The organism is Bradyrhizobium sp. 154 (assembly GCF_023073875.1).
Lineage (GTDB): Bacteria > Pseudomonadota > Alphaproteobacteria > Rhizobiales > Xanthobacteraceae > Bradyrhizobium.
In genome coordinates this window covers 1-19,742 of the sequence record NZ_JADPKG010000030.1, presented here as the reverse complement: position 1 = coordinate 19,742, position 19,742 = coordinate 1, and the positions used below count along the sequence as shown (strand labels likewise).

Below are 19,742 nucleotides of genomic sequence, written 5' to 3'. Positions count from 1 at the left end.
TCTCGATTCTGTGCACGAATCCAAAAACTTGCTTCGCAGCCTGTGAACAACTCGGGCGCGCCATTAACGCAGATCAAGTTTTTTGATGCCTCAAGTGTGAATCAATTCGATTGCGAGTCTTTCCGCTTAGTGTATTCCTTAAGTCGTCAGCGGCGCCCACGATCTTCAGACCAGCGCGGTTTAGGAAACGGGGCGAGCGTGCAAATCGGCGGCGATGTGCACGTAGGCGACGCTTCAACAAGCGATGTCGGTTCAAAACCCATAGCAATATGGGAATGGTAGTTTTTTGTCTGAATGTCTCCAAGTGGGATCTTCCCGCCTCGCGCCAAGCGCTCACGAGAGACATCGCAAGGCTACCCCGGCTCGCAAGGCGGCGAAGTCGAGCGGACGAGTATAGACGGGCAGGGCATCCGCGACTGGGGCTTTCAGGTGCGGCTGTCTTTCACACGCAGGACCTTGTCGTGAGCAATCACGGCGGGACGGGGAGGTATCATGTCCTACGGATTCAACGCGGTATTGACACAGTGTCCTTCTTTCGGCGATGCCGTCTCCGATCCGTCATACGGCCAGCCTCCCACGTGTGAGAGCGCGCAGAGTACGCGCTGACCTCGCGACCCCTTCATCTCTGACATCGCTGATCGGACGCGGCGTTCTCGCCGGACGGTCGAGCCATGCCTGACGATGGACTCGCTTGAGGTCGTGCCATTCCAGGGATCCCGGCAGGAACCCTGCATGGCGCTCACAACGCAACCTTATCTCTCAAGAGAAGTTTTTCAGACGATGACAATGGAACAGGATCGCTGGTCACGCGTGAAGGGTCGGCTGCGCTCAAGCGTTGGCGAAGACGTTTACACGAGCTGGTTTGCGCGCATGGATCTGGAAGGCGTGCAGGACGAGAGCGTGCGGCTCTCGGTCCCGACCCGCTTCCTGAAGAGCTGGATTCAGGCCCATTACGCCGAGCGCGTGCTGTCGTGCTGGCAGGCCGAGATGCCGGAAGTGCATCGCATCGATCTCACGGTCCGCTCGGCGGTGCGCCCGCTCGCCCAGCCGAAGGAAGCGCCCGCCCCGGTCGAGGCGCGCCGCACGCCGGCGCCGGAGCTGCGCTCGACCGCGACCGCGCCAGTCTCGGCCAATCACGATGCGCTCGGCGGCTCGCCGCTCGATCCGCGCCTGACCTTTGCGAGCTTCGTCGTCGGCCGCTCCAACACGCTGGCGCATGCAGCCGCTCGCCAGGTCGCCGAAGGACGCCGCGGCGACCCCGTGATGTTCAACCCGCTCTACATCCATGCCGGCGTTGGCCTCGGCAAGACGCATCTCCTGCAGGCGGTGACCTGGGCCGGCAATTCCGGCAACGAGCGCAAAGTGCTGTATCTCACTGCGGAGAAATTCATGTACGGCTTCGTCGCCGCGCTGAAGACGCAGACGGCGCTGGCCTTCAAGGAAGCGCTGCGCGGCATCGACGTGCTCGTCATCGACGATCTCCAGTTCCTGCAAGGCAAGTCGACCCAGGCCGAGTTCTGCCACACGCTGAACGCGCTGATCGACGCCGGCCGCCAGGTCGTGATCGCGGCCGACCGTCCGCCGTCCGACCTCGAGAGCCTGGACGATCGCGTCCGCTCGCGGCTCGCCGGCGGCCTCGTGGTCGAGATGGGCTCGCTCGGCGAGGAGCTGCGGCACGGCATTCTCAAGTCACGTGTCGCGGCGGCCCGCGCCCACCATGCAACTTTCGAGGTGCCCGAGGAGGTGCTGCACTATCTGGCGCGCACCATCACCCATAACGGCCGCGACCTCGAAGGCGCGATCAACCGTCTGCTGGCGCACTCGAAACTCAACAACCGCCCGGTGACGCTGGAAATGGCCGAGCACGAGGTGCGCGACCTGGTCCGGCCGCAGGAGCCCAAGCGGATCAAGATCGAGGACATCCAGCGCGTGGTGGCGCGGCAGTATAACGTGAGCCGCTCCGATCTCTTGTCCTCGCGTCGCACCGCCAACGTGGTCCGCCCGCGCCAGGTGGCGATGTATCTCGCCAAGACGCTCACCCTGCGCTCGCTGCCCGAGATCGGCCGCCGCTTCGGCGGACGCGATCACACCACGGTGCTGCATGCGGTGCGCAAGATCGAGGCGCTGGTTTCCAAGGACACCGCGCTGTCCGAGGAAGTGGAATCGCTGAAGCGCCAGCTTCAGGAATAAACGCCTAGAGCTCCCGCCATGCTCCCGCCGCCCCGGCCAGGCCTGGGCGGCGGCTTTCGTTCTGGGCGGTAAATCGTGGGGGAACTGCCTCCGATCCCTTGAATCCGGAGGCCATCCGCGCCACCTTGCGCGACCCTGGCAGCTTTGGTCATATCGGCAGGATGATCCGGCTTTTTGGGGTCTTCGGTGCCGTGGCGCGCGTCCCGCCGCCCGGCCTTCTCATCTTGGGGATCGGGCGAGTAGTGCAATGAAGGTTACGGTTGAACGCGCGCAACTCCTGAAGTCGCTGGGCCATGTCCATCGCGTGGTCGAGCGCCGCAACACGATCCCGATCCTCGGCAACGTGCTGGTTCGCGCCGAGAGCGCGAAATTGTCGCTGAAGGCGACCGACCTCGACCTCGAGGTGACCGAGACGCTGCCGGCGGAGACCGCAACCGCGGGCTCCACCACCGTGCCGGCGCACATGTTCTACGACATCGTGCGCAAGCTGCCGGACGGTTCGCAGATCGTGCTGGAGGCCGACGGCGACCGTGCGGTGCTGGCGATCCGCGCCGGCCGCTCGCGCTTCACGCTGCAGACCCTGCCGGAGAACGACTTTCCGGATCTCGCCGCCGGCGACATGTCGCACTCGTTCTCGCTCGCCGCCAAGGACGTCAAGCGGCTGATCGACCGCACCCAGTTCGCGATCTCGACGGAAGAGACGCGCTACTATCTCAACGGCATCTATCTGCATGCGGCCGGCACGCCTAAGGCCGCGACCCTGCGCGGCGTCGCCACCGACGGCCACCGCCTCGCCCAGCTCGATTTGGTCCAGCCCAAGGGGGCCGAGGGCATGCCCGGCGTGATCGTGCCGCGCAAGACCGTCGGCGAGGTGCAGCGCCTGATCGAGGACACCGAGGCCGAGATGACGATCGAGCTGTCACAGGCCAAGATCCGCTTCACGATCGGCAACGTGGTGCTGACCTCGAAGCTGATCGACGGCACCTTCCCCGACTACGGACGCGTCATCCCGCAAGGCAACGACAAGGAGCTCATCGTCGACAAGAAGGATTTTGAGAACGCGGTCGACCGTGTTTCGACGATTTCGAGCGAGCGCGGGCGAGCGGTAAAACTGTCGCTGTCGGCGGGCAAGCTGGTGCTGTCGGTGACCAATCCGGATTCCGGCAGCGCGACCGAGGAGCTGGAGGTCGAATACGCCTCCGATGCCCTCGATATCGGCTTCAACTCCCGCTACCTGCTCGACATCGCCGCCCAGATCGAAGGCGACGTCGCAACGCTCCGGCTCGCCGACCCCGGCTCGCCCACCCTGGTGCAAGACCGCGACGACAAGAGCGCGCTGTACGTGCTGATGCCGATGCGGGTGTGAGGGAGGTGGCTCTCGGCCCCGAGCAATCCTTCGTGAGCCAGGCGCGATGCGCATTATTGCGCCCTCTCCCCTTGTGGGAGAGGGCAGCTCCGCTGGCGGATATATATTCGATCGGGTGAGGGGTTAGTGCCGCAAGAGCCGTCCCATCGGCCGGTCCCCAAACATCTCCGCGCGTTTGCGAAGAATATGCGGCGCGAGCCGACCGATGCGGAAGGCGCGATGTGGCGGCTGCTCAGGGAGCGACGCCTGTCGGACTTCAAGTTTCGCCGGCAAGTCCCGTTCAAGAATTACATTCTCGACTCGTCTGCTTCGAGAAGCGTCTTGTGATCGAGATCGACGGAAGCCAGCACGTTGAATCGCAACGCGATGCAGCTCGTGAAGCCGCGCTCTCCGGTATAGCGCGCTATTGGAATAATGACGTGCTTCAGCAGTCCGCCTCTGTATTGGAGGACATCCTTGCAAAGCTTGCCGGGCGGTAACATACCCCTCACCCGTCGCCTCACTACGTGAGGCGCCACCCTCTCCCACAAGGGGAGAGGGGAAGAATCCCGTTCACGACGAAGAACTGATGACCCCCTCCCGCATTCATCGCCTGACCCTGACGCATTTTCGCAATTACCGGGCGGCGGGGCTCGAGACGGCGGCTGATATGGTGGCGCTGGTCGGGCCGAACGGGGCGGGCAAGACCAATTGCATCGAGGCGATCTCGTTCCTGTCGCCGGGGCGCGGCCTGCGGCGGGCGAGGCTGGAAGAGGTCGCCGACAACCAGGGCGACGGCTCCTGGGCGGTGTCGGCGCAGGTCGAGGGCGCGCTCGGGCTCGCCACGCTCGGCACCGGCATCGATGCGCCGCGGCCTGACAGCCCCGTGAGCCGGCGCTGCCGTATCGACCGCGAGCCGGTCAATTCCGCCGCTTCGTTCGGCGACCACATCCGCATGGTGTGGCTGACGCCGGCGATGGATGGCCTGTTCATGGGCGCGGCCTCCGAGCGACGTCGCTTCTTCGACCGCCTGGTGCTCGCCATCGACAGCGACCATTCCAGCCGTATCGCGGCGCTGGAGCGTTCCTTGCGTTCGCGCAACCGCCTGCTGGAGACGCGCAATTACGACGACCATTGGTGTGACGCGATCGAGCGCGAGACCGCCGAGCTTGCGGTCGCGGTCGCCGCAACGCGCGGCCAGACCGCGGCACGGCTGACCGGCATGCTCAATACGCGCGCGCAGGCCTCCGCCTTCCCGTCGGCGCACATCGCGCTCGACGGCTGGATGGAGAACGCGCTGCTTAACGAGACCGCGACGTCGGTCGAGGACCGCTACCGCCAGATCCTGCGCGATAACCGTCCGCGCGATGCCATCGCCGGCCGCACCACCGACGGCCCGCATCTCACCGACCTCCAGGTGGTCTATGCGCCAAAGAGCATGCCGGCGCGCGATGCCTCGACCGGTGAGCAGAAGGCGCTGCTGATCGGCCTCGTGCTGGCGCATGCGAGTCTGGTCGCCGAGATGACTGGCATCGCGCCGCTGCTGCTGCTCGACGAAGTCGTCGCGCATCTCGATCCGAACCGCCGCGCGGCGCTGTTCGAGGAGCTGAAGAAGCTCGGCGCGCAGGTCTGGCTGACCGGCGCGGACCCCGCTGCCTTCGCCGAGATCGGCGCCAGCGGCGAAGTCTTTGACGTCGAAAGCGGACGAGTTTCTGCCCGAAGGTAGACCGCCACATTGAACCCCGGCCGTTTCCATCAGCAATTAGCTGCTTGAGGCCGCTAGCGCCGGACCTGCCAGGCCAATACGCCTATAGACTGAGCGTGCCGGGTCATTCAGCCACCACGAACAGTCTCACCCTGCCCCGGCGCTGATGCCGCGCGCGCAGCAGTGTCGCCGGTGCGCCGGAATTGAGAGAGTAAAGCGTCACCGAGCCATTTCGAAGCAACTCCAAGACGCCCCGGAACCACTCCTCCAAGCCGCGAAAACCAGGGCTTCGAGACCCAAAACGCGCCTTCGAATCGCGCTTTTTGCACCGCCGTGAATCGGCTTTCGGAAGCCTTGAAAATCGGTCCAAAAACCCTATCTTCCCAAAGGGTTGCAAGGAGATACTTTGCGCTAGGCGCAAACTCTCTTTCATGGCACAAATAGCCTGCAAATCAGCGCCTTTTGCGCCGCTGATTCGGGCGACATCTCGAAGGCCTCTCATGACAGAACCTGCTCGGCAGCCCGCTGCCGAAAACGAGCTCTCCAACGCGAGCGATTACGGCGCGGAATCGATCCGCGTGCTCAAGGGTCTCGACGCCGTCCGCAAGCGCCCGGGCATGTATATCGGCGACACCGACGACGGCTCGGGCCTGCACCACATGGTCTACGAGGTCGTCGACAACGCGATCGACGAGGCACTCGCGGGCCACGCGACGCGCGTCGACGTCATCCTCAATGCCGATAATTCCGTCACGGTGCGCGACGACGGCCGCGGCATTCCGGTCGACATCCACAAGGGCGAAGGCATCTCGGCGGCCGAGGTCATCATGACCCAGCTCCATGCCGGCGGAAAGTTCGACCAGAATTCCTACAAAGTCTCCGGCGGCCTGCACGGCGTCGGCGTCTCCGTCGTCAACGCGCTGTCCAGCAAGCTCGGCTTGCGGATCTGGCGCGACAACAAGGAGCACTATATCGAGTTCGCCCATGGCGATGCCGTCGCACCGCTCAAGGTCGTCGGCGATGCCCCGGGCAAGCGCGGCACCGAGGTGACGTTCCTCGCCTCGACCGAGACGTTCAAGAACATCGAATATGATTTCGCCACGCTCGAGCACCGGCTGCGCGAGCTCGCCTTCCTCAATTCCGGCGTCAACATCGCCCTCTCCGACATGCGCCACGCGGTCGAGAAGCGCGAGGAGATGCACTATTCCGGCGGCGTCGAGGAGTTCGTCAAATATCTCGACCGCAACAAGAAGGCGATCGTGCCGGCGCCGATCATGGTGCGCGCGGAAGCCAACGGCATCGGCGTCGAGGCCGCGCTGTGGTGGAACGACAGCTACCACGAGAATGTGCTGTGCTTCACCAACAACATCCCGCAGCGTGACGGCGGCACCCATCTGGCCGGTTTCCGCGGCGCGCTGACGCGCCAGGTCAACGGCTATGCCGAGGCCAACGCCAAGAAGGAAAAGATCGCGCTGACCGGCGACGATTGCCGCGAAGGCCTCACCGCCGTGCTGTCGGTGAAGGTGCCCGACCCGAAATTCTCGTCGCAGACCAAGGACAAGCTGGTGTCCTCGGAGGTGCGTCCCGTGGTCGAGAACATCCTCAACGAGGCGCTCCAGGCCTGGTTCGAGGAGCACCCGAGCGAAGCCAAGGTGATCGTCGGCAAGGTGATCCAGGCGGCCGCGGCCCGCGAGGCTGCGCGAAAGGCGCGCGAGCTGACACGCAAGAGCCCGCTGTCGGTCTCCTCGCTGCCCGGCAAGCTCGCCGACTGCCAGGAAAAGGACCCGGCCAAATCCGAACTCTTCATCGTCGAGGGTGACTCGGCAGGCGGCAGCGCCAAGCAGGGCCGCAACCGCGAGTTCCAGGCGGTGCTGCCGCTGCGCGGCAAGATCCTCAACGTCGAACGCGTGCGTCCCGACAAGATGCTGTCGTCGGAGCAGATCGGCACGCTGATCACCGCGCTGGGCACCGGCATCAGCGACGAGTTCTCGATCGAGAAGCTGCGCTATCACAAGATCATCGTGATGACGGACGCCGACGTCGACGGCGCCCACATCCGCACGCTGCTGCTCACCTTCTTCTATCGGCAGATGCGCGACATCATTGACGGCGGCTATCTCTACATCGCCCAGCCGCCGCTCTATAAGGTCTCCAGAGGCAAGTCCGAGCAATATCTGAAGGACGAACGCGCGCTGGAGGATTATCTGATCGACACCGGTCTCGATGATTGCGTCTTCGTTCCCGGAACCGGCGGCGACCGTACGGGCCGCGACCTGCGCTCGCTGGTCGACGACGCCCGCGTGGTCCGCAGTATTTTGCGCAACCTGCACAGCCGCTACAACCGCAAGGTCATCGAGCAGGCCGCCATCACTGGCGTGCTGAACAAGGCGATCTACGGCGATCCCGAGAAGGCCGCGGCTGCGGCGCAGTACATCGCAGGCCGGCTGGACAACCAAGCCGAGGAGGTCGAGCGCGGCTGGGTCGGGCAATATGTCGAGGGCCAGGGCTTTCAGTTCGAGCGCACGGTGCGCGGCGTCAAGGAGGCCGCTGTGATCGACGACGCCTTCCTGGGGTCCGCCGAGGCCCGCAAGCTCGACGAGTACACGGTAAAGCTTCAAGACGTTTATGCCCGCCCAGGCAAGCTGCGGCGCAGAGATGTCGAGCACATGGTCTACGGTCCGGTCGATCTGTTCGAGGCCGTCACCGACGCCGGCCGCAAGGGCATCACGCTCCAGCGCTACAAAGGCCTTGGCGAGATGAACCCGGAACAGCTCTGGGAAACGACGCTGAACACCGACGGGCGCTCGCTGCTCCAGGTGAAGGTCAAGGAAGTCGACGAGGCCGACGATATCTTCACCAAGCTGATGGGCGACGTGGTCGAGCCGCGCCGCGACTTTATCCAGGAACATTCGCTCAGCGCGACGATCGATATCTGAGGCGTGCTGCGCTTTGGCGCTCTGCGGGCTCACCTCTCCCCGGCGGGAAAGGTGAACCTGCCCAACCGCCATCGCGACGAAGTGGCATGAACCCCGTTGGCCGGTTCGGCCATTCTCGGCACCGGCGCCATTGCGATCGAGATCTCCTTCGTCGTGATCGGCGCGCTGATCCTGATCGCAATTCTCCATGTGGTCGGCAATATCATCGGCCTGCTTTGAGCCTTTCGGGGCTGACGGACGGACGTCAGCGGCAGCAAGCGCAATTGCTCCCGCACTCAATTCTCTGTAGTTTCCGGCTCGAAAACCACCCCCACCAACAAGACAGCGAGACCCCATTTGGCGCCCATCCAATACATCGTCGAGGGCGGTCACCGGCTCTCGGGCTCGATCGAGCCGTCCGGGAACAAGAACTCGGCGCTGCCGATCATTGCGGCCGCGCTGCTCACCGAACAACCGGTGACGCTTCAGAACGTGCCGCGGATCCGCGACACCGAGACACTGGTCGAGCTGGTCCGCTCGGTCGGCGCCGCGGCGGAGTGGACCGAGCGCAATACGCTGCACATCCACGCCAAGAGCATCCGTGCCGCCGATCTCGACCCGGAGCTGTGCGTGCGCATCCGCGCCTCGATCCTGCTCGCAGGTCCGCTGCTCGCCCGCTGCGGCGAAGTGATGCTGCCGCCGCCCGGCGGTGATGTCATCGGCCGGCGCCGGCTCGACACCCATGTGCTGGCGCTGGAACAGCTCGGTGCCAAGGTGACCGCAACCGACCGGCTCGAATTCCGCGCGCCAAAGCTCGCCGGTGCGGACGTATTTTTGGACGAGCCGAGCGTCACCGCGACCGAGAACGCGTTGGTCGCGGCGGTCGCCGCCGGCGGCGTCACCTATTTGCGTAATGCCGCGTCCGAGCCGCATGTGCAGGACCTCGCCAACTTCCTGGTCGCGCTCGGCGCAAAGATCGAGGGCATTGGCACCAATACCATGGTCGTGCACGGTCAGGCCACGCTGGGCGGTGCGACCTACAGGATCCAGCCCGACCATATCGAGGTCGGCTCGCTCATCGGGCTTGCGGCGGTGACGCGCTCGCCCTTACGCATCACCCGCGCCGGCGTCGAGCATCTGCGCTCGATCCGGATGGGGTTTGAGCGGCTCGGCATCCTCTGCCGCGTCGAGGGCGACGACCTCATCGTGCCCTCGAACCAGACGCTGAAGATCCAGGACGATTTCGGCGGCCACGTGCCCAAGCTGGAGGACCAGCCCTGGCCGGCCTTCCCGGCCGATCTAATGTCGATCGCGATCGTCACCGCCACGCAATGCGAGGGCGTGATCCTGATGTTCGAGAAGATGTTCGAATCGCGGATGTTCTTCGTCGACAAGCTGATCGCGATGGGCGCGCGCATCGTGCTGTGCGATCCGCACCGCGCCATCATCGCCGGTCCTAGCCGCCTGCGCGGCGCATCGATGATCTCGCCCGACATCCGCGCCGGCATGGCCATGCTGCTCGCGGCCGTCTGCGCTGAGGGCACCTCCACCATCAACAACGCCGACCAGATCGAGCGCGGCTACGAGCGCATCGAGGAACGCCTGAACGCGCTGGGCGCGAAGATCAAGCGCGTGCCGGAACGGAAGGGGTGAGTTTTTTCTTCCCTTCTCCCCTTGTGGGAGAAGGTGGCGCGAAGCGCCGGATGAGGGGTTCTATCCGCGAACTAAGCTCTGATTTGAATTCGCGGAGAGAACCCCTCACCGTCTCGCCGCTATCGCGGCGAGCCACCCTCTCCCACAAGGGGAGAGGGGAAAAACGCAGGCCATGTTTTCGACGTGTGGCTGTGCTAAGGACCGGCCATGCTCGACACCGTCCATCATTCGCAGCCGCAAGCCGGCGTGCCGTCAAATCATCTCGCCGTGGAATTCGCCGAGACGCTGCGGTTGGCTGTTCCGCTGATGCTGACCCAGCTCGGGCAGATCGCGATGATCACGACCGATCTCGCGATGATCGGCCGGCTTGGCGAGGACGCCGTGGCCGCGGCGGCGCTCGCGCATACGGTTTATTTCGTCAGCTTCACCTTCGGGCTCGGATTGATGTCGGCGGTGTCGCCGCTCGCCGCGCAGGCGTTTGGCGCCGGCGACGTCAGGCTGATACGCCGCTCCTTGCGCGTCGGGCTGTGGGCCGCGCTGCTGATCTCGCTGCCGATGATGGCCTCGCCGCTTTATGGCGAGCACATCCTGCTCGCGCTCGGGCAAGCGCCGGACTCGGCCGCGCTGGCGCAGCGCTACCTCAACGGATTGGCCTGGGGCATTGCGCCGGCGCTCGGCTTCATCGCGCTGCGCAGCATGATGAGCGCGGTGAACCGGCCGCAGGCGCCGCTGTGGATCACGCTCGCCGCGATCCCCGCCAATGCCGCACTGGTCTATGTCCTGATCCACGGTCTGTTCGGCCTGCCGAAGCTCGGCCTGTTCGGCGCGGGGCTTGCGACCACGCTGGTCAATCTCGGCACCTTCCTCGCCGCGCTCGCCATTGCCGCATGGCGAAAACCGTTCGCGAACTATCAACCGCTCGCCCGACTGTGGCGGATCGACTGGCCCTTGATGCGCCAGCTCATCGCGATCGGCGCGCCGATCTCGTTCGCGCTGCTGATGGAATACGGCCTGTTCTCCTCGGCGGCGCTGCTGATGGGGCTGATCTCGACCACCGCGCTCGCCGCGCATCAGATCGCGCTCCAGGTCACCGCCGTGCTGTTCATGGTGCCGCTCGGCATCGGCATGGCCGCCACCGTACGGGTCGGCCACGCGTTCGGTCGCAACGAGCCGGCCGCAGTGAAACGCGCAGGGCTGGTCGCGGCCGTGCTCGGAATCGTCCTGATCTCCGCGCTGACGGTCGCCATCATCCTCGGCCGCTACCAGCTCGGACGGCTGTTCTTCGGCAGCAGCGAGGCAAGCGCGGCAACCGTCGAACTGACGGCGACACTGCTGGTGGTCGGCGCGACCTTCTTCATCGCCGACGGCCTCCAGACCATCATGGGCGGCGCGCTGCGCGGCATCAACGACACCAAGATGACGCTGCTGTTCGCGGTGATCGGCTATTGGTGCGTCGCCTTCCCGATCGCCTGGCTGCTGGCTTTCAACGCCGCCCTTGGCGCAGTCGGCGTCTGGATCGGTTTCTCGGTCGGGACCTTCGTCTACGCCGGTCTCCTGATCTTGCGCTTCCGCACGCTGACGCGCAGATTGGCGGAATGATCGGGACCGTCCGCGAAGTCACCCCCAATGTCGATGCCGGCACGCTGCTAGCAGGCGCGCAGTTCGTCGACGCGTTTCGCGTCGAGATCGGCGCTGCGACCGTGAATGCCCGTGAGGCCTGCATGCGGATGGTGCTGCACGGGCCGCGCTGGATCGATGTGCTGATTCGCCTGCGCAACATCCTGGTGACGCCGTTCGGGCTGAAAACATCCGGCGAAGGCGCACCGGCACCGCACGGGATGATCGGCCTTTTTCCGGTGCTGAGCGAAACACCGGAGCGGCTGATCGCTGGCTTCAACGATCATCATCTCGACTTCCGTATCGTGGTCGATGTTGCCTGCGATGCCGACGGCCGGTGGGTAACATCCACAACGCTGGTGCGGACGCATAATCTCCTGGGCAGGACCTATCTCGGCCTCATCATGCCCTTTCACAAGCTCGTGGTCCGCAGCATGATGGGACGGATCGTGACGCGCTAGCTTCACTCCGCCAACCGCGCCGGCTTGTCGGCCGCCGCTTCCGACCATTCGCCGACGACGCGATCGAGGTCGCAGAGGTTCTGGTGCATCTGCTCCAGCGAGAACCCGAGCGCGAAGAAGCGCTCGGCGGTGTCGCTGGGCTGGCCGCGGATCAGACCGTCGTGACGAACGGCGGCGACGGCCTCGGCGTAGTGCTGGAGCGCGACGTGAACGGGATGGATCGGCGGCGCACCGGCGCCCTCCCGCAAGGCTGCGGCGGCCGAGCGCAGGAAACGCGCGATCACCGTCGAGACCTCCGTCAGCGGGGCTGCGAGCCGCGTCTGCACTTCGGCTGGCAGCGGCACCACGGTGGCGCGGCCGATCATCACGACGTCATGCCGTAACCGCAGGATGGTTCGCAGCAAGGGACCGGTGTCCGGCCCGCTCGACAGGCGCGCGGCGCGCTCTCGCTCGGCTTCGGCGCCAATCGCGTTGAGGCTGACCATGGCAGCGCCGATGCCGTCCTGGATCCGGTGCAGCGCATCGTTGTCGCGCCCGCGCGTGAGGCCCGCGAGCAGCTCGGTAAAGGCATCGGCGATCAGCTCGAGCAGTTTTGCTGCGCTGGCGCGGATCTGCCGCACCGCGCGCGACGGCAGCAGCAGAAACGAAACGAGCAGCCCCGTGATGGCGCCGACCGCGACCTCGCTGACGCGATCGATCGCCGAGGTCATGGGATCGGAGTGATGCATGGTCGGAACCAGAAGCACGATCACGGCCGTGACCGTCGCGGCGCTGAGGCTCGGATTGATCGCGGCGATGAAGGCGAGCGGGGCGACCGAGAGCACCAGAAGCCCCAACAGGCCCGCTTCGCTGGAGTACGGGATCAGGATCGCGATGGCGCCGCCATAGATGGCGCCGCCGATGGTACCGAGCATGTAGTCGCGCGTCGCCTTCAGCGAGCGGCCGACGCTCATCTGGGTCACGATCAGCGAGGTCAGCACTGCCCAGAGCGGCAAGAGCAGATGCAGCGCGGTGGCGATGGCATAGGCCGCGACGGCCGCCACGGTGACCCGGATCGCCAGCCCCAGTTGCGTCCGTCGCGCCCGGATCTGGTCGAACAGCTCTCTTACGCGTGTCATCGTCAACGTCCCGGTCAGATCCTCTTGAGCCAGGCAAAAGCATGGCTGATGCCCGCCCCGGCATGGCCGCTTGAAAGGCGAAATCAGCCCGCCTAACTTGCCGGCCAAAACGAGGAAACACGATGGCCCACGAAACCGCAACGCTCGCCGCTTATGTCTTCAATCTGAAATACCAGGATATTCCGGCGGAGGTGCTGGATCGCGCCAAAGTGCTGACGCTGGATTTCCTCGGCAGCGCCATCCGCGCCCGCAACGAGGCGGAATCGACCCCGTCGATGCTGAAGACGCTAGAAGCCCTCGCGCTCGACACCAAGGGCGAGGCCACCGTATTCGGCGACAGCAAGACCTGGACGCCAGCGGTGGCGGCCCTGCTCAACGGCGCGTTGGGACATTCGCTCGATTTCGACGACACCCACGCCGATTCCTCGCTGCATCCGAGCGCTCCGGTGGTGCCGGCCGCCTTCGCGGTCGGCGAGATGGTCGGCGCGTCGGGCCGCGACGTGCTGACGGCGATCGTCGCGGGCTATGAGGTCTGCTGCCGGCTCGGCAATGCGCTCGATTCGACCTCGCATTATGCGCGCGGCTTCCATCCGACTGCGACCGCCGGCACCTATGGTGCGGCCGCGGCCGCCGCAAAACTGTTCGGCCTCTCCGAGCAACAGATCATCGCCGCCTTCGGCGTCTCGGGCAGCCAGGCCGCCGGATCGCTGCAATTCCTGGTCAACGGCGCCTGGAACAAGCGCTACCAGGTCGGCGCCGCCGCAATGAACGGCGTCATCGCCGCGACACTGGCGCGCAACGATTTCGTCGGCGCGACGGAATCGGTCGAGGGCAGGCACGGCCTGCTCGCCGGCTACACTGACGACGCGCATCCGGGCAAGGCGGTCGCCGAGCTCGGCAAGAGCTACGAGACCATGAAGATCGGCGTCAAACCCTATCCGAGCTGCCGCTACACCCATGCCGCGATCGACGCGCTGATCGCGATGCGGCGCGAGCACAATCTGACGCCGGACCAGGTCAAGCGCGTCGAGATCGGCCTGCATCGCAACGGCATCACGCTGACCGGCGATGCCGCCACCAAGCGGCATCCGACCTCGATCGTCGGCGGTCAGTTCTCGATGTTCTTCACCGGCGCGCTCGCGCTGGACCAGGGCTCATTTGGTTGGGACGACTACAGCCGCCTGGGCGATGCCGCCATCGACGCGCTCGCCGACAGGTTCGACGTCGTGCAGGACGACCGGCTCGAAATCGGCCGCACCCATCCGTTCGGCGCCCGCGTCAGCATCACGACGGACGATGGCGTGCATGAGCGACTGTATGCCGACCCGTCGGGCGAACCGAATTCGTTTCCCGACACGCAGGCGATGCAGCAGAAGTTTTTGACGCTGGCGCGGCCCGTGCTGAACGCACGGGCGGAGAAGTTTGCGGATGCGATCATGACGCTGGAGCGGTTCGACCGGGTGGCGAAGGCGACCGAGCTGGGGAGGTCGTAAGCTCTCGCCACACGAACGCTGCACCCTCTCCCCTTGTGGGAGAGGGTGGCTCGCCGCGACGGCGGCGAGACGGGTGAGGGGTCTGCCTCCGCAAACTCTTCAGCAGTTGAACTCGCGGATGCAGACCCCTCATCCGGCGCTTCGCGCCACCTTCCCCCACAAGGGGAGAAGGAAGAAAAGGCGGCACTTCGCTCTGCTTTCATCAATTCATCCCGGCTACCTTCCCTTCTCGCGCGTTGCGTCCACCACGTCGCGCACGAGGTCGAACACGCGATCCGCTTCTGGCGGCCAGTTCGGCGAACGTCCGAGCCGCACGATGACCAGCCGCTCCGAGGGGATCACGATGGTGTACTGCCCAATCGTGCCCTTGGCGAAAAAAGGCATCGCGCGGCCAGCCGCGCTCGATGCGAAACTTCGCGCCGAAACTGTCGCCCAGGTTGGTCCAGAAGCCGGCGCCGATGCCGACCCAGGCCTTCGGCGTGGGCGAGGACGAATAGCTCACCCAGCCCTCGGGCAGGATGCGCTGGCCGCCGGCGATGCCGTCATTGAGATAGAACTGGCCGAAGCGCGCCCAGTCCCGCGCCGATGCCAGCATCTCGCTCGAGCCCTCGATTGTACCGGCACCGTCGAGCTGGAGCGTGACATGGCGCATGCCGAGCGGGACGAACAATTCGCGGCGCGCGAAGCGCAGTGCATCTGCGGGAGTTCCACCGGCCGCGTTGCGGATCAGATGCGAGAGCAGCATGGTGTTGCCGTCGTGATAATTCCACGCCGCGCCCGGCGTGGTTGCCAGCGGCATCCTCGCGGCATAGGCCGCCATGTCGCCTTCGACGAACTTCATGCGGTTGACCGGCTCGAAGGCGGAGCCGAGCGAGGCCTGCAACGAACTGCCGAGCGCGAGCCCTGCGGTGTGGCGCAGCAATTGATCCACGCTGATGGCATGGCGCGGATCATCCGGATCGTTCCAGGCGACGACCGGCGCAGGTCCGTCGAGCTTCAGCTTGCCCTGGCGCACCAGTACGCCCGTGAGCGCCGATATCACCGATTTGGTCATGGAGAAGCCGAGCAGCGGCGTCTCCGGTCCGATACCGTCGGCGTAACGCTCGGCGATGACGCGGCCCGCTTTCACCACGACGACCGCCCGGGTGCGGCGATAGGGCGGCTGCGCCGGCTCGGCAAAGGCGCGGTCGAGCGCGGCAGCAACCTCGGGACTTTGCGGCGGCACGATCGCGGGGCCGGCGATCTCTGGAAGCAGCGCGGGCTGCCTGTCGTCCAGCGGCGGCATGACTTCGGCGAGCGGCTCGCCATGCGCGAGCGTGCAGCCGAGCCCCTCGCGATAGACGGCATGGCTGCGGCCGAGGCCAAACAGTGTCACCGTAACGTCCTTGCGCACGCGATCGATCCGGTAGTCCATCGCCCAGCTGATCAGGCCGGTCCCGGGCATCGCATCGTTGGTTTCGGTGAAGGTGCGCCGCGGATCGAGGTCGGAGACGAAGGTCTCAGAGCACAGGATGCCGGCGACAAAGCCGGTGGCGACCTTCGGCACGTCGCGGGCGCGCGCAGCACCGAGCGCGAGGCCGGCACAGGCGATGGTGGTGAGGAGGACGATGTTGTGGCGGCAGGTCACGGGCTGTCTCCGGCTTGGGGGCGTGTGCCGGAGACGAAGCAGGAGGCGTGGGAGGACTGCTCGCCGGATTTGGAAAACGACCTCGCCGGAATTGCGCATGGGCTGGCCGATTTTGAAATAAGTGAGCTATTTCAGAATTATAGGGAATGCTGCGGCAACGGCGCTCAGTCCCCTCGCCCTGCTTGCGGGGAGAGGCGAAGAGCCCATCACGCCGGGCTGGCCTTGAGCCGCCGATATTCCGTCGGGGTCACGCCGGTCACCGCCTTGAAGGCGCGGTTGAAGGGACCGAGTGACTGGAAGCCGGCATCCATGGCGATGGTGATGACGGGGACCTCGGCCTGGGCGGGATCGGCGAGCGCGGCCTTGGCTTCCTCGATCCGATGATTATTCAGGAATACATTGAAGTTGCGATAGCCGAGCCGCTGGTTGATCAGCCGGCGCAGCCGGTATTCGGGAATTTTCAGCCGGTTCGCCAGCGCGCCGATTGTGACGTTCTCCTGGCGATAGATCCGCTCGTCCGCCATCAGCCGCATCAGGGCATCGATGAGCTTCTGGTCGGAGGCTTGCTCTGCCGCTGGGGATTGGCTCAAAATAATCGGCCGCGCTGTTTCAGCGGCAAGAGGAAACAGGCCGGCGCCATCGACGCGCATCATCGCATAGGCGATGGCCGCAACGATGCAGGCGAGCACGCCCGCATTGACCGTGTCGGCGATATCGCCAACCTCCGTGCCGGCCACGCCAATCTGGAGCAGCGCGTTCACCCCGCCATAGAGCGCGGCCGCGCAGACGATAAAGACGCGAACGCGGCGACGGCGCTCGACCAGATCGGTCGACCACGAATTGATCGTCTGCACCACCGCGAGCGCAATGAAACCGAGCACGATCAGATTGACAATGGTGACGGCGAGCCGAACGCTTCCGCCCGCTACGATCCAGAGACAGTTAGCGAAGCTGAACGCGGTCACCAGTCCCCAGATCAATCCGTGCCACCAGCGCAGGCGAAACTCGTCGTCGAACAGCGCGCGCGTGAACAGCCAGAACACCACGATGTTGCCCGTCGACAATGCAATCAGCGGCGCATGCGAGGCCGGCGCCAGCGACGACACGCCGACCGAATAGCTCGCCGCATGCGCGGCCGATCCAAGCGCGAAGGCCGCGCCAAGCCGGGCCGCGAGGACGTTGCGGAAATCCGCGACGAGCGAGGCCCCAAGCACAAGCAGCAGCGCCACGGACGCGGCGCAAAAGGCTAGTTCTGTTGCGGTAAATGTCATCGGCGATGCGACGGTCGCGGTTGAAATCAGGCGAACATCTTTCGTCAGGCATATTTTTTCAAGGACCATTCGCACCACAATTGTCATCGGCCGGCTTGCCGTCTTCGCTCCAGCTTCGCCGGCCGAGCATTGCTGTGGGCCCGGCGCAGCGTTGCGGAGACGGGACCGGGCGATCCTGTACTCCGAGACGGTTGCGATTCAACCGAAAGGCTGCAGCGCACTGGATGCCCCGCCTTCGCGGGGCATGACAGCAGGCTCTGACGCGACGGCGATGCGAAATCGTGCTACGATCGCGCCGAAGAAAGTCAAAAGGAGCCCACCCATGAGCTGGCAACCCTCCAATGATCCCGTGCTCGGCGATCCCATGTCCTGCGATGCGCTCGATCTCGTCATCGTGCCGCGCACGCGCGATCTCGGCGACGGATTCGCGGTGCGGCGCGCATTGCCGCATGGCAAGCGGCAGATGGTCGGGCCCTTCATCTTCTTCGATCATTTTGGGCCGGTGCAGTTCGTCTCCGGCAAGGGCATGGACGTGCGGCCGCATCCGCACATCGGGCTTGCCACCGTCACCTATCTGTTCGACGGCGCGATCATGCATCGCGACAGCGAAGGCAATGTCCAGGAGATCGCGCCTGGCGCGATGAACCTCATGACCGCAGGGCGCGGCATCGCCCATTCCGAGCGCACGCCCGACGCGCAGCGCGCCTCGGGTCAGAAGATGCTCGGCTTGCAAAGCTGGATCGCACTGCCGGCCGGATCTGAAGAGATCGCGCCGTCATTCCAGCACTATGCCGCCGGCGACCTGCCGATGGTCTCCGAGCGCGACTTCACCGCGCGGGTGATCGCGGGCTCCTCATTCGGCATCGCCTCGCCTGTTACGATGGTGTCGCCCTGGTTCTACACCGAGGTCACGGCGGCAGCGGGCGCGAGCGTGCCGCTCGATCCCGATCACGAGGAACGCGCGATCTACGTGGTCGACGGCGAGGTCGAGATCGCGAACGAGCGCTACGAGGGACCGCGGCTCTTAATCTTCCGCCCCGGCGACCGCATTACGGTGAAGGCCCTGAAGGCCACGCGGATGATGTTTCTGGGCGGCGATGCACTGGAGGGCCCGCGCCATATCTGGTGGAATTTCGTCTCCTCCAGCAAGGAGCGGATCGAGCAGGCCAAGCAGGACTGGAAAACCGGCCGCTTCGCCGCAGTTCCGCAGGAACATGAGTTCATTCCGCTGCCGGAATAGGCTATCCCGGTTTCCGGCCGCGCTGTCAGCCGCGGCCGGATTCCTTGTGCGAAGGCTTTGCCGATGACCACCATGCTCTCAAGCGACCTGCCGCTCCCCAAGATCGGACGCGGCAAGGTGCGCGACATCTACGCCGTCGACGACGACCGTCTGCTGCTCGTCACCACCGACCGCATCAGCGCCTTCGACGTCGTGATGGGCGAGACCATCCCGATGAAGGGCGCGGTGCTGACTCAAATCAGCGCGTTCTGGTTCAACGAATTGGAGGGCGTGGTGCCGCATCACATGATCAGCGCCGACACCGACGCGATCATCTCGGCCGTGCCGGCCTTGATGCCCCACCGCGCCGAGATTCTCGGTCGCGCCATGCTGTGCAAGCGCACCACCGTGTTCCCGATCGAATGCGTGATCCGCGGTTATCTCTCGGGCTCGGCCTGGAAGGAATATGCCACGAGCGGCACGCTGGCCGGCGAGAAGCTGAAGACGGGGCTCGTCGAGAGCGAGAAGCTGGAGCCTGCCATCTTCAGCCCGGCAACCAAGGCCGAGAGCGGCCATGACGAGAACATCACCATCGCGAGGATGCGCGCGGTGGTCGGCGACGAGGTTGCCTACACGCTGGAGAGCATGACGCGCGCGATCTACACGCTCGGCGAGGAGCTGGCCCGCGAGCAGGGCATCATCATCGCCGACACCAAGTTCGAGTTCGGCCGCGACAAGGACGGCCGCATCATCCTGATCGACGAAGTCATGACGCCGGATTCCTCGCGCTTCTGGGCGCTCGATACCTACAAGCCCGGCCAGCCGCAGGCGAGCTTCGACAAGCAACCCTTGCGCGACTATCTCGACGTCGAGCGCCGCGCCGGCCGCTGGAACGGCGACGCCCCACCGCCCCCGCTGCCGGCGAGCGTGGTGGAGGCGACCAGCAAGCGATATCTGGAAGCGTATCGGCGCGTGACGGGGAAAGAGCTGAAGATTTAGGCGGGACTGTTACCGCAGCTCCGTCATTGCTGTGCATGTTCACTAATTCGCTGATTGGATCGCTCCAGCGGAGGACGATCCGATGCGCGACAACAGCTATGACCGGACGATTGAGCGCAACTATCTGCA

General features: G+C 65.3%; 13 protein-coding genes and 2 pseudogenes. 12 read left to right on the top strand and 3 right to left on the bottom strand.

Going from position 1 to position 19,742, the window contains the following annotated elements; translation table 11 throughout:
* Positions 1-780 precede the first annotated feature (780 nt).
* The 9 genes and pseudogenes from dnaA (at position 781) to IVA92_RS05650 (ending at position 11,886) form a co-directional block, all read left to right on the top strand.
* Positions 781-2,190 carry a chromosomal replication initiator protein DnaA gene (dnaA, locus tag IVA92_RS05685; protein ID WP_247282031.1) on the top strand — a complete coding sequence of 470 codons (1,410 nt, stop codon included), beginning with the start codon at positions 781-783 and terminating at the stop codon, positions 2,188-2,190.
* A 247-nt stretch (positions 2,191-2,437) separates the two neighbouring features.
* A complete protein-coding gene (gene dnaN, locus IVA92_RS05680; protein WP_247282032.1) occupies positions 2,438-3,556 on the top strand; it encodes a DNA polymerase III subunit beta in 1,119 nt (372 codons plus the stop codon).
* Between the two features lie 126 nt (positions 3,557-3,682).
* Positions 3,683-4,035: pseudogene (locus tag IVA92_RS05675) on the top strand (DUF559 domain-containing protein).
* An 89-nt stretch (positions 4,036-4,124) separates the two neighbouring features.
* The gene (gene recF, locus IVA92_RS05670) at positions 4,125-5,261 is read left to right on the top strand and encodes a DNA replication/repair protein RecF (RefSeq protein ID WP_247282033.1); all 1,137 of its coding nucleotides are present in this window, start codon (positions 4,125-4,127) and stop codon (positions 5,259-5,261) included.
* Positions 5,262-5,740: 479 nt separating this feature from the next.
* Positions 5,741-8,176 carry a DNA topoisomerase (ATP-hydrolyzing) subunit B gene (gene gyrB, locus IVA92_RS05665; protein ID WP_247282034.1) on the top strand — a complete coding sequence of 812 codons (2,436 nt, stop codon included), beginning with the start codon at positions 5,741-5,743 and terminating at the stop codon, positions 8,174-8,176.
* Positions 8,177-8,272: 96 nt separating this feature from the next.
* Complete coding sequence (locus tag IVA92_RS35725; RefSeq protein WP_256464605.1) at positions 8,273-8,395, top strand: hypothetical protein; 123 nt, start codon at positions 8,273-8,275, stop codon at positions 8,393-8,395.
* A 117-nt stretch (positions 8,396-8,512) separates the two neighbouring features.
* A complete protein-coding gene (gene murA / locus IVA92_RS05660) occupies positions 8,513-9,808 on the top strand; it encodes a UDP-N-acetylglucosamine 1-carboxyvinyltransferase (protein ID WP_247282035.1) in 1,296 nt (431 codons plus the stop codon).
* A gap of 207 nt (positions 9,809-10,015) precedes the next feature.
* Positions 10,016-11,407, top strand: a complete 1,392-nt coding sequence (locus tag IVA92_RS05655; RefSeq protein ID WP_247282036.1) for an MATE family efflux transporter — start codon at positions 10,016-10,018, stop codon at positions 11,405-11,407.
* Positions 11,404-11,886 (top strand): DUF2867 domain-containing protein, encoded by a 483-nt coding sequence (locus IVA92_RS05650; RefSeq protein WP_247282037.1) that lies wholly within the window; start codon positions 11,404-11,406, stop codon positions 11,884-11,886. The genes IVA92_RS05655 and IVA92_RS05650 overlap by 4 nt, the downstream gene beginning before the upstream one ends.
* 2 nt (positions 11,887-11,888) lie before the next feature.
* Here the strand turns inward: IVA92_RS05650 and IVA92_RS05645 are convergent, their stop codons facing one another.
* Positions 11,889-13,004, bottom strand: a complete 1,116-nt coding sequence (locus IVA92_RS05645; protein WP_247282038.1) for an FUSC family protein — start codon at positions 13,002-13,004, stop codon at positions 11,889-11,891.
* Between the two features lie 122 nt (positions 13,005-13,126).
* Between IVA92_RS05645 and IVA92_RS05640 the strand changes: the two genes are divergently transcribed.
* Positions 13,127-14,497 (top strand): MmgE/PrpD family protein, encoded by a 1,371-nt coding sequence (locus IVA92_RS05640; RefSeq protein WP_247282039.1) that lies wholly within the window; start codon positions 13,127-13,129, stop codon positions 14,495-14,497.
* Positions 14,498-14,713: 216 nt separating this feature from the next.
* Here the strand turns inward: IVA92_RS05640 and IVA92_RS05635 are convergent.
* Both IVA92_RS05635 and IVA92_RS05630 read right to left on the bottom strand, forming a co-directional pair.
* Positions 14,714-16,124 (bottom strand): annotated as a pseudogene (locus tag IVA92_RS05635) (serine hydrolase).
* 206 nt (positions 16,125-16,330) lie between these two features.
* The gene (locus IVA92_RS05630; RefSeq protein ID WP_247282040.1) at positions 16,331-17,395 is read right to left on the bottom strand and encodes a helix-turn-helix domain-containing protein; all 1,065 of its coding nucleotides are present in this window, start codon (positions 17,393-17,395) and stop codon (positions 16,331-16,333) included.
* A gap of 322 nt (positions 17,396-17,717) precedes the next feature.
* Between IVA92_RS05630 and IVA92_RS05625 the strand changes: the two genes are divergently transcribed.
* Positions 17,718-18,635 (top strand): pirin family protein, encoded by a 918-nt coding sequence (locus IVA92_RS05625; protein ID WP_247282041.1) that lies wholly within the window; start codon positions 17,718-17,720, stop codon positions 18,633-18,635.
* Positions 18,636-18,698: 63 nt separating this feature from the next.
* Positions 18,699-19,613 (top strand): phosphoribosylaminoimidazolesuccinocarboxamide synthase, encoded by a 915-nt coding sequence (locus IVA92_RS05620; RefSeq protein ID WP_247282042.1) that lies wholly within the window; start codon positions 18,699-18,701, stop codon positions 19,611-19,613.
* Positions 19,614-19,742 lie beyond the last annotated feature (129 nt).

Excerpts from the sequence above, each read along its gene's own strand:
- IVA92_RS05625 (WP_247282041.1), top strand. The coding sequence starts at position 17,718 with ATGAGCTGGCAACCCTCCAATGATCCCGTGCTCGGCGATCCCATGTCC.
- dnaN (WP_247282032.1), top strand. The coding sequence starts at position 2,438 with ATGAAGGTTACGGTTGAACGCGCGCAACTCCTGAAGTCGCTGGGCCAT.
- IVA92_RS05650 (WP_247282037.1), top strand. The coding sequence starts at position 11,404 with ATGATCGGGACCGTCCGCGAAGTCACCCCCAATGTCGATGCCGGCACG.
- IVA92_RS05630 (WP_247282040.1), bottom strand. The coding sequence starts at position 17,395 with ATGACATTTACCGCAACAGAACTAGCCTTTTGCGCCGCGTCCGTGGCG.
- recF (WP_247282033.1), top strand. The coding sequence starts at position 4,125 with ATGACCCCCTCCCGCATTCATCGCCTGACCCTGACGCATTTTCGCAAT.
- dnaA (WP_247282031.1), top strand. The coding sequence starts at position 781 with ATGACAATGGAACAGGATCGCTGGTCACGCGTGAAGGGTCGGCTGCGC.
- IVA92_RS05655 (WP_247282036.1), top strand. The coding sequence starts at position 10,016 with ATGCTCGACACCGTCCATCATTCGCAGCCGCAAGCCGGCGTGCCGTCA.
- gyrB (WP_247282034.1), top strand. The coding sequence starts at position 5,741 with ATGACAGAACCTGCTCGGCAGCCCGCTGCCGAAAACGAGCTCTCCAAC.
- IVA92_RS05640 (WP_247282039.1), top strand. The coding sequence starts at position 13,127 with ATGGCCCACGAAACCGCAACGCTCGCCGCTTATGTCTTCAATCTGAAA.
- IVA92_RS05620 (WP_247282042.1), top strand. The coding sequence starts at position 18,699 with ATGACCACCATGCTCTCAAGCGACCTGCCGCTCCCCAAGATCGGACGC.
- IVA92_RS05645 (WP_247282038.1), bottom strand. The coding sequence starts at position 13,004 with ATGACACGCGTAAGAGAGCTGTTCGACCAGATCCGGGCGCGACGGACG.